This window comes from Mesorhizobium sp. M0140, from assembly GCF_040322475.1.
Classification (GTDB): Bacteria; Pseudomonadota; Alphaproteobacteria; order Rhizobiales; family Rhizobiaceae; genus Mesorhizobium.
This window is the reverse complement of sequence record NZ_JAMYTM010000020.1, coordinates 17330-30968: the sequence shown is the minus strand read 5'-3', so window position 1 is coordinate 30968 and position 13639 is coordinate 17330. Positions and strand designations below refer to the sequence as shown.

Sequence of the window (13639 nt, the reverse complement as noted above, 5' to 3'; positions counted from 1 at the left end):
GACGTCAGGCACGCTTGCCGTGATCACGAAGCCGTCACCCGCGCAGCCGAGGGCTCGGCACCGGCTTTGTGACGGCCAAGCCGGGTGGCGCCATGCGGCGACAGCACCGGCACGAAGACGCGGCGCGAGGCGCGCTGGACGACGGGCACGCCTTGATAGAGCCGTTTCTGCGCCTCGACGACGATGACGCCGGAAAAGATCGGCCACAGCCGCCGGCCGGCGCGCTCCAGCACATTGTGGAAGCGCATCATGAAACGGCGCCTCGACGGCGGAAAGAACAGCGCATCGGACCAGGCGGCGGGCGTAAAATTCGCCTCGCGCAGCAATTCGGTTAGCTGGCCGCGCGAAAAGGGCCGGCCATTGCCGAATGGGGTGTGCTCGAAGCGCGCCCAGACACCGCGCCGGTTGGGCACGACGATGACGACCCGGCCAGCCGGCGACAGCACGCGCCAGATCTCGTTCAGCGTCTCACGTGGGTTCTCGACATGTTCGAGCGAATGGACGAGCAGCATGCGGTCGATGCAGGAATCGACCAGCGGCAGTTCCTCGTCGAAGACCAGTGCCGTCGCCGTCGGCCCTGTCGCCGGCCACACCACCGCGCCCTGCGTCGCCGGCATGAAGGCGAAGACCCGCTCGGCGTCGGTGCCGAACCGCTCCAACCACGGCAAGGTGTAGCCCAGACCAACCAGCCGCTCGTTGGGCACGACCGCCCATATCGACGACAACGCCATGGTGATCGAACGCTCGGCGAAACGGCCGAGTGTTGTCGAATAGAAGGAGCGAAGATCGACGATGTCGGAATGCATGGCAGGGATGTAGCCGCGATATCGGCGGGTTTCAACAACAGGCCGCGACGACCTGGCATTCCGGGAATGTCACTAGACATTGCGGGATGTTGTTCAACGTCCCGGAATGTTGCTCACATCCAGGATGTCTTCAACATCCAGGATGACATCCACGCGCCGGCGCCCTATGTCTGCGGCCATAAACGGAGAGATGCGATGCCGGTCGAAATCGAACAGTTCATGTGCCGCAGCGACAATTTCGGCGTGCTGGTGCATGATCCCAAAAGCGGCCAGACCGCGATCATCGACGCGCCCGAGGAAGCGCCTATCCTGGCCGCGATAAAGCGCACCGGCTGGACGCCGACGATGATCCTGACCACGCATCATCACATGGATCACGTCGAGGCCAATCTTGCGTTGAAGGAGCGCTTCAAGCTGCGCATCGTCGGCCCGGAAGCGGAAAAGGCCAATATCCCCGGCATCGACGAAACCGTCGAAGACGGCTCGGTCCTCCATCTTGGCGATGAAAAGATCGAAGTCATCGCCACGCCCGGCCACACCGCCGGCCACGTTTCCTACTATTTGCCGGCTTCGGGTGTGGCGTTCACCGCCGACACGCTGTTTGCGCTGGGTTGCGGACGGCTGTTCGAATGCAAGCCGCCGGTGATGTACGATTCGCTGAAGAAGCTGGCCGCGCTTCCGGCCGAAACGATTATTTATTGCGGTCATGAATACACGCTCGCCAACGCCCGTTTCGCGCTGACCGTCGACCCGACGAATTCGGCATTGAAGGAACGCGCCGCCAAGATCGAAAAGCTGCGCGCCGACAATAAGCCGACGCTGCCGACGACGATCGGCGAGGAGCTGTCGACCAATCCCTTCCTGCGCTGGCACGATCCGGCGATCCGCAAGCATCTGGGGCTGGAGAAAGCTTCGGACGCCGAGATCTTTGCCGAAATCCGCAAGTGCAAGGACAATTTCTAGGCCCGGTGGTATCGTCGCCATGACCAGCTCCGCAGAAATTATCGCGACGCTCGGGCTGAAGCCGCATCCGGAAGGCGGCTGGTATGCCGAGACCTTTCGCGATGGCACCGGCGGCGCGCGTGGCCATTCGACCGCCATTTATTTCCTGCTTGAGGAGCATCAGGTTTCGGCCTGGCACCGGGTCAAGGACGCCGCCGAGGTCTGGCATTTCCATGCCGGCGCCCCGCTGGCGCTGTCGATGTGGGAAGAAGGCAGCACCGTTGTGGAACAGGTGCTCGGCATCGATCTCGCAGCCGGTGAGCGGCCGCAGATCGTCGTGCCGGCGGAATGGTGGCAATCGGCGCGCAGCCTGGGCGAATGGACACTGGTCGGCTGCACCGTCGCGCCGGGCTTCGAGTTTGCAGCTTTTGAGCTGGCGGCACCCGGCTGGCAGCCTGGACAGTCCTAACTCAATAAGAAGCCTGATTTAGCAGGAAGCCTAGCGTGATCGCGAGTTGGACGGCGTAGTACAGCGCCCAGACGGCGAAACGCATCCAGGCACGATGCGGCGAGATGGCGGCCACAAGGAATTTCTCCGTGGCGAGCAGCCCGTCCGACGCCATGAACAGCACGGCGCCCCCAATCACCCACATATTGCTTGTTGTCAGCGCCGAGATGCCCATTGCCAGGATCGCCGCGATATAGACGGTGATCGGGATACGCAGGCTGGGACCGACACGACGCCACAGCGCCGCCAGCACGATGACCACGAACACCGCCATGGCGAGCGCGATCGCTCCGCGCCACGGCTCGGCGCCAAGCACTCCCAACCCGCCACCGCTGCGCAGGAACAGCGCGACATAGACGATGTGAGCGACAAGAAAACTGGCCAGCCCGCCGAGAAAGGCCTTTTCGCCGTCGCGTGACAGGAAGGCGTCGCCAACGGCGCTGAGTGCGAGCGCGGCGACCAGCAGCAGCGGGCCGCCTTGCAGCGCCGCCAGCACGGCGAGCATCGCCACGGCGAGCGTCTTTGCGGCCGAGCGGGCCAGCGTTGGCGGCATGCCAAGCGTGAAGGCATAGATCACCGCCGCCGCCAGCGAAAAAATCAGTGTCGCATTGGCATTGGCGTCGATGCCGCCCGCAAACGGCATCGTCATGCCTGGGCTCCGCCTTCGGATGCCCCGGCTCTGCTTTCGGATGCCGCGGCTCCGCTCTCGACCGCAGCCGGCTTGCGCAGGAACAGGGATTTTGCGGCGAGCACCGCACCGCTGGTGATGAGCACGCAGGCGGCGAGGATGCGCAGCGACGGCTCGGCGACGCCGGCCGCGATCAACACCAGCGTCGACAACAGCGGTGCGGCATAGCTTGCGGCACCCAACACCTGGATGTTGCCGCGCTTGACGCCGATGTCCCAGGCGTAGAAGGCAGCGCCCACCGGCATCAGGCCAAGACCAAGCACCGCCAGCCACTGGCCGGCGCCGACGGGCAGAATCGTCTGTTCCAGCGCCAGGTGGCAGGCGAGCGACAGCACCGCGGTGGCAGCACAGAACCAGGTGACGATGCTGGTCGGCACCGATGGGAAGCGCCGCGACAACAACGAATAGGACGACCACAAGACGGCGCAGACGGCAGCCATGGCATAGCCGAAGGAATAGCGGGCGTCGAAGGCCAGCCCGCCACCCTTGGTGACGATCAGCACGGTGCCGGCAAGGCCGAGCAGCGCGCCGACGATATGGTTCCAGGCAAGTTTTTCGCCCGGCATCAACGCCGAGCCGAGCACTATCAGCAGCGGCCACAGATAGGCGATCAGGCTCGCCTCCACCGCCGGCGCATTGCGCAGTGCGGTGAAATAGAAAAAGTGGTAGCCGAACAGGCCGGCAATGCCGATCAGCCACACCTGCGGCGGTATCTTCTGGCTCTTGTCGGGTGCCGGCATGAACAGCCGCGCGACCAGCCCGACGCCGGTGCCGATCGAGAAGGTGATCGCCGACAGCAAGAACGGCGGCACCTGGCCCGACGCATCGGTGAGCAGTGCGAGCAACGCCCACATGGCGACCGCCGAAAAGCCGATCAGTGTTGCGCGCCCCATTCTGTCTCCAGTGGCGCGCCAATTCCGCGCCTGGCTATTGTACGGCTTCGAAACGCCCGGCGCTGATGGTCAAGGTGCCGATCTGCGTGCCAACCGTGGCACGGATCGGCGCATATACGCCGGTTTGGCCGAGCGGTGCAAACGTCACCATCATGCGGCTTTTGTTCTTGAGATAGTTGAGCGCCTTGCGGCCCTTGCGATAACCCGCCACCGGCTCGAAGCCCATCTGGCAGGTGACGGTGTCGCCCTTGTAGCCCGGGACCGAGATCGTGCCTTTCGACGCGTAGGTCAACGTCAGGTCGGCACGCATCTCGCCGTCATAGAACTTCACCGTGCGGCCGCAGACCTGGTCGAGACTGTCGGCATGAATGACGGTGGCGGCCATGGGATCGAGCACCGATGCCAGGTCGCCGGCACCGAGCGGTACCCAGTTCTTGGGGTCGCGTTTGCCTGGTGCCGGTACGACCTTCGTCGAAGTGACCCTGCCATTGGCAAAGCGGATATCGACCACCGATGCCTTCTTGCCGGAGGTGTAGTCGGCGCGGAATGCCTGCGGCACCATCTTTTTGCCCGCAATCGTGCCTTTGGACGAGATCGTGCCGCGCGTGTCGTCGAACAGCTTGGCGAGACCGGCCGCGGTGACACTGCCTTGGATCGCGTAGGCGCCGTTCTCATAGCGGCTGGAAAACGTTGATTTCGCTATCGAAAGACCAAGAAACGACACCGTGTACTCGCCCTTGAACGACTGCGGCGAGGCAGCAGACGCGGCGGACGGCAAAGCTATGGCAAGCATGGCAACAAGGGCATGTGGCGAACGAAGCATGGCGGGATCGGGTCCTTGATTTTGGGCCGGAGGCGGGCAACTCCGGTCTGGCATGTCCCTATGGAACCGCTTATAGGATGAATTCCGGCCTTAATATGAAAATGCCGGGCGCGCCGTGGGCAATGCAGGGGCTGGGCAAGCCGGAGCTTGACGCCTCGGCGAAATGCAACTATGGAACGCCAACTTTTTCCATAAGGCCGCCTGACCAGAACCGCGCGCCACCCGGCGTGGGCTTGAGTGTTTGGCAGACCCGAGAACTGAAGGTTAGAACAATGTCCCGCACCTGCGAACTCACTGCCAAGGCAGTCATGTCCGGCAACAATGTGAGCCACGCCAACAACAAGACCAAGCGTCGCTTCCTGCCGAACCTCGTCAATGTGACGCTGATTTCGGAAGCGCTGAACCAGAACGTGCGCCTGCGCATTTCGGCCAACGCGCTGCGTTCGGTCGAACATCGCGGCGGCCTCGACGCCTTCCTGGCCAAGGCAGACGTCAAGGAATTGTCGCAGCGCGCCCGTTTGCTGAAAAAGCAGATCGCCAAGAAGACCGCCGAGCAGGCTGCCGCTTAAAACAGTTCAAAGGCGGGGGACGACCGCCCTGGCCGACCTCTTGTTGGCCTCTGGCCAACATCTTGTTGGCCTGAGCATCGGATCGAAGCCGCAAGGTTTTGGCAATCCGGTGCCCACATACGAAGGCAAGCATCGCCCGCATGGGCATGGTGCTTGGCTGGTTCCATTACCCAGGATAAAAAAATGACTTCCTTCTCGCGGTATTTGCCATTCGTGGCCGCCATGGCGCTTGTCGTCGTGGCATCGAACATTCTCGTGCAATTCCCGATGCAGGGTCAGATCGGCGGCCTCTCGCTGGCCGATCTTCTGACCTGGGGGGCCTTCACCTATCCCTTCTCGTTCCTGGTCACCGACCTCGCCAACCGCCGCTACGGACCCACTGCGGCGCGCCGGATCGTCTTTGTCGGCTTCATGACGGCGGTGATCTGCTCGATCCTTGTCCCGCCCTTCCTGTTCCGCCACGGCCTGATCGAACTCGAGACCGCCGCCGACCGGCTGGTGCGTATCGCGGCCGCGTCCGGAGCGGCGTTCCTCAGCGCGCAACTGCTCGATGTCACCGTCTTCAACCGGCTGCGCCGGCAGAGCTGGTGGCGCGCGCCGATCATCGGCACGCTGGTCGGGTCGGTGTTCGACACCGCCGTGTTTTTCACCGTCGCGTTCTCGGCCGCCTTCGCCTTCGCTGGTCCCAACGACGGCTTTGCGTTGGAAAACGCACCCTTGATGGGCATCTTCCATGTCGACGCGATGCGTTGGATCTCCTGGGCGCTGGGCGACCTCAGCGTGAAGCTGATCATCGCCGTGGTGGCGTTGATCCCCTACCGTCTGCTCGCGGCCCGTTGGAGCCAGCCGGCGGTAGCGGCTTAAACCATGATCCCGAAAAGTGGGACCCGGTTTTCGGAAAAGATCATGGTCGGACAAAGATCATGATCCCGTGGGTCCAGCTCGATTCGGCCAAGATCCCGGATGGCGCACAAGAACTTCGCCTCAAGCGGCGCGGCACCGAATTCTCGATCATGCTGGGCACCAACGAACTGATGAACAGCCGCCTCAGCGGTTCCGAGGAAGCGCTGGCAAAACTGTCCTGCGAGCGGATTGCCGGCCAGAGCCGGCCCACAATCCTGATCGGTGGGCTTGGCATGGGTTTTACCTTGCGCGCCGCACTCACAGAATTGGCCAATGATGCCGGAATAGTCGTCGCCGAACTGGTGCCCGCCGTCGTCGCCTGGGCACGTGGCCCGATGGCCGAAATCTTTGACGGCTGTCTCGACGATCCTCGCGTCACCATCCAGGAAACCGATGTCGGGCAGTTGATCCGGTCGCGGCCCGCGGCCTGGGACGCCATTCTGCTCGATGTCGACAACGGCCCGGAAGGCATCGTCCACAAATCCAACGACGCACTTTACAGCGTGCACGGCCTCGCAGCCGCACGCAGCGCCCTGAAACCCGGCGGCGTGCTGGCAGTGTGGTCGCAAGGCCCCGACATCGGCTTCACGCGGCGGCTGAAGCAGGCAGGCTTCGGGGTCGAAGAGGTCAGTACGCGCGCCAACGGCAAGCGTGGCGCCCGCCATGTCATCTGGATCGCCACCAGGACGTAAAGCCGGCGGGCTCATCCTGGTGGAGAATGAATTCCAGATAGAGGTTGCGCTGCAGGATCGAGTGGTTGTCGTCGGAGATCAGCGACACCATCAGCGCGCCGTCGCCGCGGGTCCAGACGTCGAGCCCTTCCATATTGTCGATCTGGTAGCCCATGTCGGCCTCCAGCAGCACCGGCCCGTCGGCGACCGCGCCCTTCTCGACGCTTTCGCCATAGATGCGCCGCAGCCGCATCTTGACGCCGCTGGCCATCGAGAAACTGCGCTCCAGAAGCAATAGGTCGCCATCCGGCAGGAAGGCCCCGTCGGTAATGTCGAAATCGCCATTGCGCTTGACGGTAAAGACGCCCTTGTGCGGTCCTTCGATGATGGCGGCATAGATGTTGCCGGCCTTGTCCAGGCTCTTCTCGGAGACCACGACTAGGCCGCCCTCATGCTGGCCGTTGGCATTGGCGTGGGTGACGGTCTCGAAGCCGCGATTCTGACGCAGCTCGCGGGCCGGAACGGCGAAATCCAGCGGCTTGAAGGGTGCCTTCATGTCGTTGGAGTCGATCTTGAACTGGGCGACGCGGTGGCTGCGCTCGAAGCCGACGGTGGCGATGCCGTCCTTGACCGCGAGACCTTCCGCATCGACCTCCCATTTCCTGTCGATCGGCCGGCCGGTCTGGTCGACCATCTGCTGCATGCGGAAATTCTGGATGCCGGAGGGTCGCTTTTCCGCGTCGCGGACCACCGTGCCGAAGAACCAGAAGCCGGTGTCGGCAACGCCGATGAAGTCACCGCCGGCTTTCAGGAAGCGGAAGGCCGACAGCGCGCCGAAATCGCGTGTCGGCGAGGTCATCTCCAGCCCGCCGACGAATTCGAACGGGCCGAACTGCTTGCCGGCACGGCCAATGTGGAATTCGGTGATCGGGCGGGCCGAGATTTCGACCGGTTCGACAGAACTAGAGTCGGCCGAACCGGCTGCCGCCGAAGCCACGCCGGAAAGCAGGGCGACGGCGGCGAAAAGCGTCTGCTGAAAGCCGCAGCGCCTGGAAATCATCCGGCGCGCCGCATACCACCGCCGCGTCGCGTATCCTTCGCGCTTTCCTCGGCGAACAGCGAAGCCAACTGCTCGGTCATGGCGCCGGCCAGTTCCTCGGCATCGACGATGGTGACAGCCCGGCGGTAGTAGCGCGTGACGTCGTGGCCGATGCCGATGGCCAGCAGTTCCACCGGCGAACGCGTCTCGATCAGCTCGATGACAGCGCGCAGATGGCGCTCGAGATAATTGCCCGGATTGACCGACAGCGTCGAATCGTCGACCGGCGCCCCGTCCGAGATCATCATCAGGATCTTGCGCTGCTCGGGCCGGGCGATCAGCCGGTTGTGCGCCCACAGCAGCGCCTCGCCGTCGATATTTTCCTTGAGCAGGCCTTCGCGCATCATCAGGCCGAGATTGCGCCGTGCCCGCCGCCACGGATGGTCGGCGGACTTGTAGATGATGTGGCGCAGATCGTTGAGCCGGCCAGGATTCGGCGGCTTGCCGTCCTTCAGCCATTTCTCGCGCGCCTGCCCGCCCTTCCAGGCCCGCGTGGTGAAACCGAGGATCTCGACCGAGACGCCGCAACGCTCCAGCGTGCGGGCCAATATGTCGGCGCAGGTTGCCGCGACCGTGATCGGCCGGCCGCGCATCGAGCCGGAATTGTCGAGCACCAGCGTCACCACCGTGTCGCGAAATTTGGTGTCGCGCTCCTGCTTGAACGACAGCGGCTGCATCGGGTCGATGACGACCCGCACCAGCCTTGCCGGGTCGAGGTAACCTTCTTCCAGGTCGAAATCCCAGGAGCGGTTCTGTTGTGCCATCAGGCGACGCTGCAGCCGGTTGGCCAACCGCCCGACGACGCCGGACAGATTGGCCAGCTGCTTGTCGAGGAAGGCGCGCAGCCGGTCGAGCTCTTCTTCTTCGCACAGCTCCTCGGCCCCGACCGTCTCGTCGAAAGCCGTGGTGAAGACCTTGTAGTCGATCTCCTTCGGCAGATTGGTGAAGGGATTGTCGTTGCGGCGCGCCTCGCCGGGCGTTTCGGCATCGGCGTCGTCATCGTCGGACAGGTCGTCCGCGGTGGCGTCGGAGGCTTCGGTCTCGGCCGACTGTTCGTCATCGGCCGAAGCTTCGGCGTCCTCGGACTGCGACTGCTCGGAGCCGGAATCCTCTTCGCCGCCCTCCTCGCTCTGCTCCTCGCCTTGCGGCTGGTTGTCGTCATTGTCCTCGGAATCTTCCGTCTCCTGGTCGTCGCCGAGCTCCTCGGCCATTTCCATGGAGGCGAGCATCTCGCGCACGACCCGGGCGAACGCCTGCTGGTCGCCGAGCTTGGCCGACAACCCGTCGAGATCGGCCTTGGCCTTTTCCTCGACCCAAGGGCGCCAGAGTTCGACCAGCCGCTCGCCGCTTTTCGGGATCGGACGGCCGGTGAGCTTCTCGCGCACCATCAGGGCGAGTGCTTCCTCGATCGGCGCGTCGGCTTTGTCCTTGACGTCGACGAGGTTGGCCTTGGCGTATTTGTCCTCCAGCATCGAGCCGATATTGTCGGCGACGCCTTGCATGGCGCGTGAGCCTATCGCCTCGACGCGAGCCTGTTCGACCGCGTCATAGATGGCGCGGGCCGCCTTGCCTTCCGGCGCCAGCTTGGTGTGGATGCGCACATCGTGGCAGGCGCGCTTCAGCGCCATGGAATCGCCGAGGCCGCGGGTGATCGCGATATCGGTCTTCGACGCCTTCTTCGGCAATTCTGGCAGACGCGCACGGCTGCCGGCGAGCGCCGGCCGGTCCTTGGCGAAGCCGACCTCCAGCTCCTTGTCGCCGGCGATGGCGCGCATGCAGACGGTGACGGCGCGCTTGAAGCTGTCGGCTTCAGAACCCGTCTTCGACTTGTTGCGCGTGTTGTCGCCCGGACCCGCCATCGAGACTCTGCTTAGCCCAGCACCACGTTGGCGGCGCTCTCGGGCAGATCCTCGCCAAAGGCGCGCTGGTAGAACTCGGCCACCACCGAGCGTTCCAGTTCATCGCACTTGTTGAGGAAGGTCAGCCGGAACGCCATGCCGATATTGCCGAATATCTCGGCATTCTCGGCCCAGGTGATCACGGTGCGCGGGCTCATCACGGTCGACAGATCGCCGTTGATGAAGGCCGAACGCGTCATGTCGGCGACGCGCACCATCTTGTTGACGATGTCCTTGCCCTTGCTGTCGCGATAGTGCTTGGCCTTGGCCAGCACGATGGCGACTTCATTGTCGTGCGGCAAATAGTTCAGCGTGGTGACGATCGACCAGCGGTCCATCTGCGCCTGGTTGATCTGCTGGGTGCCGTGATAGAGGCCAGTGGTGTCGCCGAGGCCGACCGTGTTGGCGGTCGAGAACAACCGGAAGGCCGGATGCGGGCGGATGACCCGGCTCTGGTCGAGCAGCGTCAGCCGGCCCGACGATTCCAGCACGCGCTGGATGACGAACATCACATCCGGACGGCCGGCATCGTACTCGTCGAAGCACAGAGCGACATTGTGCTGGTAGGCCCAGGGCAGGATGCCGTCGCGGAATTCGGTGATCTGCAGGCCATCCTTGACGACGATCGCGTCCTTGCCGACGAGATCGATACGGCTGACATGACTGTCGAGGTTGACGCGCACACAAGGCCAGTTAAGCCGGGCGGCAACCTGTTCGATATGGGTCGACTTGCCGGTGCCGTGATAGCCCGACACCATGACGCGGCGGTTGTAGGCAAAGCCCGCAAGGATCGCCATCGTCGTGTTCTTGTCGAAGAGATAGTCCGGGTCGATGTCGGGCACATGCTCCGATGTCACCGAATAGGCCGGTACCACCATCTTGGACTCGAAGCCGAATTTCTCCTTCACCGACACCGTCGTGTCGGGCAGGTTGGCGATGTCACGATCGACCTTGTTCATATCTCTCAACGTCTCCACGGGCGAAACGTCTGATTTCGCCGGCAATCGATTTTGTCCGGGGGCGGTCTTAGAGCCTTTTCCAACCTTATGAAAGTTGGAAAACGACACGAACCGTATGGCCGCTCAGCACAGGCCCGCCTGTTTGAGCACGCGATAGGCCTGCAGCACATCGCGGAACCGGTCTTCCGAACCTCTGTCGCCACCATTCGCATCCGGATGGTGCTGTTTCACCAGTTCCTTATAGCGCGCCTTGATCTCCTTGCCAGTCGCCTTTGTATCAAGGCCAAGCGTTTCCAGCGCCTTGGCCTCAAGCGGCTTGGCCTTGCGCTCGCGCGCCTCGCGCGGATCCTTCGGTCCCTTGAACAGGTCGAACGGGTCGCGCATGCGGTTATAGTAGCCGGCCCGGCCGGAACGCATCTGGGCCATATCGGGCGACGACCGCGTCGAGGCCCCGTTGGCGCCCATCTTCCAGGTCGGCCGGTGCCCGGTCATGGCTTCCTTCTGGAAGCGCGCGACCTCGGTGTCCGGCACGCCGGAAAAGTAGTTGAAGCCCTTGTTGTACTCGCGCACATGATCGAAGCAGAAATGGAAATACTCGCCCTCCTTCATGCGCCCGACCGGCGCACGATGGGTGCCCGCTTCCTTGCAGCCGTCCCACTGGCAGATCGGCGAGTGCGACTTCAGCTCCGCGTCCTTGTCGGGGCGGACGCGAATCTTCTCGAAATATTTGGGGTACGGCTTCATCTTACCCATTTATGGGGCGTTCGCAGATGCGAAACAAGAATTGACATTTTCGCGATCATCGCCCTAACCGCTGAATCGCGGCATAAAGCAGGCGAATGGCGGATTTTGTTGCACGGCGGCGGCCCCTCGCGAAACCGATTTTCGGTTTCCAGGCTGAGATGCCAGCGATATTTGGTGAAGGGAGATGGCGATGTCCATACAGGCGACCATGGAAGACAAGCTCAATAAGGCATTTTCGCCGGACAGGCTGGTCATCATCAACGAGAGCCATCTCCATGCCGGCCACCACCATCACGGCTCCGACCATCACGGCACTTACGACGGCACCGGCGAGACGCATTTTCGCGTCCGCGTCGTCGCTTCCGCCTTTGCCGGCATGAGCCGCATCGACCGTCACCGCGCCGTCAATGAACTGCTTGCCGATGAATTGAAGGCCGGCGTGCACGCGCTGGCGATCGAACCGGCGGCTCCCGGCGAAAAGACCCGCTGGTAGCTCGGTTCCGCCTATCGTTTTTCGCCGCGCTCAGAGCACCGCTTCGATGAGGAACGGCCCGCGCCGTGACAGCGCGCTGTCCAGCAGCGCCTCGAAGCGCTCGCACGTATCGGCGCGGGCCGCCTCCACGCCCATGCCTTTGGCCAGCGACACCCAGTCGAGCGAGGGATAGTCGAGGTCGAGCATGCGCCTGGCGTTCTCGCCGATGGCGCCGACGCCGACATTCTTCATCTCGCCATGCAGGATCGCATAGGTTCGGTTGGAAAACACGATCGTCACCACGTCGAGCTTTTCCCGCGCCTGCGTCCACAATCCCTGCACCGTGTACATCCCGCTGCCATCGGCCTCGAGATTGATCACCTTGCGGTCCGGACAGGCGATTGCCGCCCCGGTCGCCATCGGGATGCCGCCGCCGATCGATCCGCCCGTGCCCATCATGTAGTCGTGCGGCGCTGCAAAGGCCGACAGCGCGAAGAAACGCCTGGCCGAGGTGACCGCTTCATCGCAAATGATTGCATCGGCCGGCAGTTTGCGCGCCACCGACAGCGCGATCGCATCTTCCGTCAGCTTGCCGCTCGGCGTTGCCTCGTCGGGAAAAGCGGCCGCGACGACCTGTCGTTTCGGCGGCTTGATGCCAAGTTCGTCGCGAAGCGCCTCCAGCGCCGCATGCAGATCTTCGCCATGGGCGGCCAGTGTCAGCACCTCGCAGCCTTCCCGAACGAGCCGTCCCGGTTTTCCCGGATAGGCGAAGAAGGCAACCGGCTCCTTCGCGCCGACCAGGATCAGAACATCGACATCCCTGAGCACAGCCATCGCCGCGTCGACCGGATAGGGGATGCGGGCCGGCGCGACACGCCCGCGCCCGCGTTGCATCCGTGCGATCAGAACATCGCCGAACAGCCGGACGTCGCTGCCCGTCGAGATTTGCCCGGCGATGGCGAGCGCATCGGCGCGTGCGGCCTTTCCGCGAACGATCATGCCTGCCCGGCCCGGAGCGGCACGGATCGCCGCGGCGACCTTGCGCACGGCGTCCATATCGACGGCCGGCGCTGGCACCAGCTTCACCTTGCCGACCGAAACCGCTTCGACTTCGCCCCAGGCGGCATCCGCCGGCAGGATCATCGTCGCGACGCCGGGTGGTGTCAGCGAGGCGCGAAAGGCTGCTTCAGCTGCCGGCGCGATATCGGCCGGGCCCTTGACGCGGCCGACCCAGTTGGACATCGGCGCCGCAAGGCTTTCGATATCGCTGGTGAGCGGGGCATCGAGCGGCAGATGGTAAGAGGCGTGGTCGCCGACGATGTTGATCATCGGGCTGAAGGCACGCCGGGCATTGTGCATGTTGGCGAGTCCGTTGGCCAGGCCGGGACCGGTATGCAGCAGCGTCGCGGCCGGCCGATCGGTCATCCGCGCATAGCCATCGGCGGCCCCGGTCACCACCCCCTCGAACAGCCCGAGCACGCAACGCATTTTCGGCTTGCGGTCAAGTGCTGCAACGAAGTGCATTTCGGAGGTGCCGGGATTGGCGAAGCAGACCGTCACATCGTTGGCCAGAAGCACGTCACACAGGACATCGGCGCCGTTCATGCAATTCCCTCCCGCTCACGATCGAAGAGCACTTGCACCCTGGCGCGCCCGCACAGCAA

15 protein-coding genes are annotated in these 13639 nt (G+C 63.7%); 6 read left to right on the top strand and 9 right to left on the bottom strand.

The genetic code is table 11. The annotated features are described in order from the left end of the window. Positions 1 to 23: 23 nt before the first annotated feature. Entirely contained in the window at positions 24 to 806 is a 783-nt protein-coding gene (locus NKJ37_RS20110; RefSeq protein WP_352441747.1) for a class I SAM-dependent methyltransferase, read from the bottom strand. Between the two features lie 195 nt (positions 807 to 1001). Here NKJ37_RS20110 and gloB point away from each other — a divergent pair, with 195 nt between their 5' ends. Both gloB and NKJ37_RS20100 read left to right on the top strand, forming a co-directional pair. Further along, entirely contained in the window at positions 1002 to 1769 is a 768-nt protein-coding gene (gene gloB, locus NKJ37_RS20105) for a hydroxyacylglutathione hydrolase (protein ID WP_352774789.1), read from the top strand. Positions 1770 to 1788: 19 nt separating this feature from the next. Further along, positions 1789 to 2217, top strand: a complete 429-nt coding sequence (locus NKJ37_RS20100; protein ID WP_023811081.1) for a cupin domain-containing protein — start codon at positions 1789 to 1791, stop codon at positions 2215 to 2217. Position 2218: 1 nt separating this feature from the next. Here the strand turns inward: NKJ37_RS20100 and NKJ37_RS20095 are convergent, their stop codons facing one another. Genes NKJ37_RS20095 through NKJ37_RS20085 form a run of 3 tightly spaced genes read right to left on the bottom strand, consistent with a single transcriptional unit; the run spans position 2219 to position 4660 of the window. Continuing rightward, the gene (locus tag NKJ37_RS20095) at positions 2219 to 2905 is read right to left on the bottom strand and encodes a lysoplasmalogenase family protein (protein ID WP_352774787.1); all 687 of its coding nucleotides are present in this window, start codon (positions 2903 to 2905) and stop codon (positions 2219 to 2221) included. Then, positions 2902 to 3837: an aromatic amino acid exporter YddG gene (gene yddG / locus NKJ37_RS20090; protein WP_352774785.1), complete on the bottom strand. Its 936-nt coding sequence runs from the start codon at positions 3835 to 3837 to the stop codon at positions 2902 to 2904. Before yddG ends, NKJ37_RS20095 begins: the two co-directional genes overlap by 4 nt. A gap of 34 nt (positions 3838 to 3871) precedes the next feature. After that, positions 3872 to 4660, bottom strand: coding sequence for a DUF3108 domain-containing protein (locus tag NKJ37_RS20085; RefSeq protein WP_023811078.1), 789 nt, complete (start codon positions 4658 to 4660; stop codon positions 3872 to 3874). A 272-nt stretch (positions 4661 to 4932) separates the two neighbouring features. Between NKJ37_RS20085 and rpmB the strand changes: the two genes are divergently transcribed. From rpmB to NKJ37_RS20070, 3 genes are all read left to right on the top strand, one after another. Beyond that, a complete protein-coding gene (rpmB, locus tag NKJ37_RS20080; protein ID WP_013529373.1) occupies positions 4933 to 5229 on the top strand; it encodes a 50S ribosomal protein L28 in 297 nt (98 codons plus the stop codon). Positions 5230 to 5412: 183 nt separating this feature from the next. Beyond that, positions 5413 to 6093, top strand: a complete 681-nt coding sequence (locus NKJ37_RS20075; protein ID WP_352441749.1) for a queuosine precursor transporter — start codon at positions 5413 to 5415, stop codon at positions 6091 to 6093. A gap of 59 nt (positions 6094 to 6152) precedes the next feature. Beyond that, entirely contained in the window at positions 6153 to 6824 is a 672-nt protein-coding gene (locus tag NKJ37_RS20070; protein ID WP_352441750.1) for a spermidine synthase family protein, read from the top strand. Here the strand turns inward: NKJ37_RS20070 and NKJ37_RS20065 are convergent. From NKJ37_RS20065 to NKJ37_RS20050, 4 genes are all read right to left on the bottom strand, one after another. Beyond that, positions 6799 to 7863 carry an esterase-like activity of phytase family protein gene (locus NKJ37_RS20065; RefSeq protein ID WP_352441751.1) on the bottom strand — a complete coding sequence of 355 codons (1065 nt, stop codon included), beginning with the start codon at positions 7861 to 7863 and terminating at the stop codon, positions 6799 to 6801. The two genes, NKJ37_RS20070 and NKJ37_RS20065, sit on opposite strands and share 26 nt — an antisense overlap. Continuing rightward, on the bottom strand, positions 7860 to 9761 hold the full coding sequence (gene cobT, locus NKJ37_RS20060; protein WP_352441752.1) for a cobaltochelatase subunit CobT: 1902 nt from the start codon (positions 9759 to 9761) through the stop codon (positions 7860 to 7862). The genes NKJ37_RS20065 and cobT overlap by 4 nt, the downstream gene beginning before the upstream one ends. Before the next feature lie 11 nt (positions 9762 to 9772). Next, on the bottom strand, positions 9773 to 10759 hold the full coding sequence (cobS, locus tag NKJ37_RS20055; protein WP_023811073.1) for a cobaltochelatase subunit CobS: 987 nt from the start codon (positions 10757 to 10759) through the stop codon (positions 9773 to 9775). Positions 10760 to 10882: 123 nt separating this feature from the next. Then, positions 10883 to 11512, bottom strand: coding sequence for a J domain-containing protein (locus tag NKJ37_RS20050; protein WP_032909134.1), 630 nt, complete (start codon positions 11510 to 11512; stop codon positions 10883 to 10885). A gap of 181 nt (positions 11513 to 11693) precedes the next feature. Here NKJ37_RS20050 and NKJ37_RS20045 point away from each other — a divergent pair, with 181 nt between their 5' ends. Beyond that, positions 11694 to 11996 carry a BolA family protein gene (locus NKJ37_RS20045; RefSeq protein WP_013529365.1) on the top strand — a complete coding sequence of 101 codons (303 nt, stop codon included), beginning with the start codon at positions 11694 to 11696 and terminating at the stop codon, positions 11994 to 11996. Positions 11997 to 12026: 30 nt separating this feature from the next. On the opposite strand, the gene NKJ37_RS20040 is transcribed toward NKJ37_RS20045, so the two are convergent. Then, positions 12027 to 13580, bottom strand: coding sequence for an acetolactate synthase large subunit (locus NKJ37_RS20040; protein ID WP_352774783.1), 1554 nt, complete (start codon positions 13578 to 13580; stop codon positions 12027 to 12029). Between the last annotated feature and the right edge of the window lie 59 nt (positions 13581 to 13639).

Coding starts and splice junctions, on each gene's coding strand:
- NKJ37_RS20110 (WP_352441747.1), bottom strand. CDS start 806: ATGCATTCCGACATCGTCGATCTTCGCTCCTTCTATTCGACAACACTC.
- gloB (WP_352774789.1), top strand. CDS start 1,002: ATGCCGGTCGAAATCGAACAGTTCATGTGCCGCAGCGACAATTTCGGC.
- NKJ37_RS20100 (WP_023811081.1), top strand. CDS start 1,789: ATGACCAGCTCCGCAGAAATTATCGCGACGCTCGGGCTGAAGCCGCAT.
- NKJ37_RS20095 (WP_352774787.1), bottom strand. CDS start 2,905: ATGACGATGCCGTTTGCGGGCGGCATCGACGCCAATGCCAATGCGACA.
- yddG (WP_352774785.1), bottom strand. CDS start 3,837: ATGGGGCGCGCAACACTGATCGGCTTTTCGGCGGTCGCCATGTGGGCG.
- NKJ37_RS20085 (WP_023811078.1), bottom strand. CDS start 4,660: ATGCTTCGTTCGCCACATGCCCTTGTTGCCATGCTTGCCATAGCTTTG.
- rpmB (WP_013529373.1), top strand. CDS start 4,933: ATGTCCCGCACCTGCGAACTCACTGCCAAGGCAGTCATGTCCGGCAAC.
- NKJ37_RS20075 (WP_352441749.1), top strand. CDS start 5,413: ATGACTTCCTTCTCGCGGTATTTGCCATTCGTGGCCGCCATGGCGCTT.
- NKJ37_RS20070 (WP_352441750.1), top strand. CDS start 6,153: ATGATCCCGTGGGTCCAGCTCGATTCGGCCAAGATCCCGGATGGCGCA.
- NKJ37_RS20065 (WP_352441751.1), bottom strand. CDS start 7,863: ATGATTTCCAGGCGCTGCGGCTTTCAGCAGACGCTTTTCGCCGCCGTC.
- cobT (WP_352441752.1), bottom strand. CDS start 9,761: ATGGCGGGTCCGGGCGACAACACGCGCAACAAGTCGAAGACGGGTTCT.
- cobS (WP_023811073.1), bottom strand. CDS start 10,759: ATGAACAAGGTCGATCGTGACATCGCCAACCTGCCCGACACGACGGTG.
- NKJ37_RS20050 (WP_032909134.1), bottom strand. CDS start 11,512: ATGGGTAAGATGAAGCCGTACCCCAAATATTTCGAGAAGATTCGCGTC.
- NKJ37_RS20045 (WP_013529365.1), top strand. CDS start 11,694: ATGTCCATACAGGCGACCATGGAAGACAAGCTCAATAAGGCATTTTCG.
- NKJ37_RS20040 (WP_352774783.1), bottom strand. CDS start 13,580: ATGAACGGCGCCGATGTCCTGTGTGACGTGCTTCTGGCCAACGATGTG.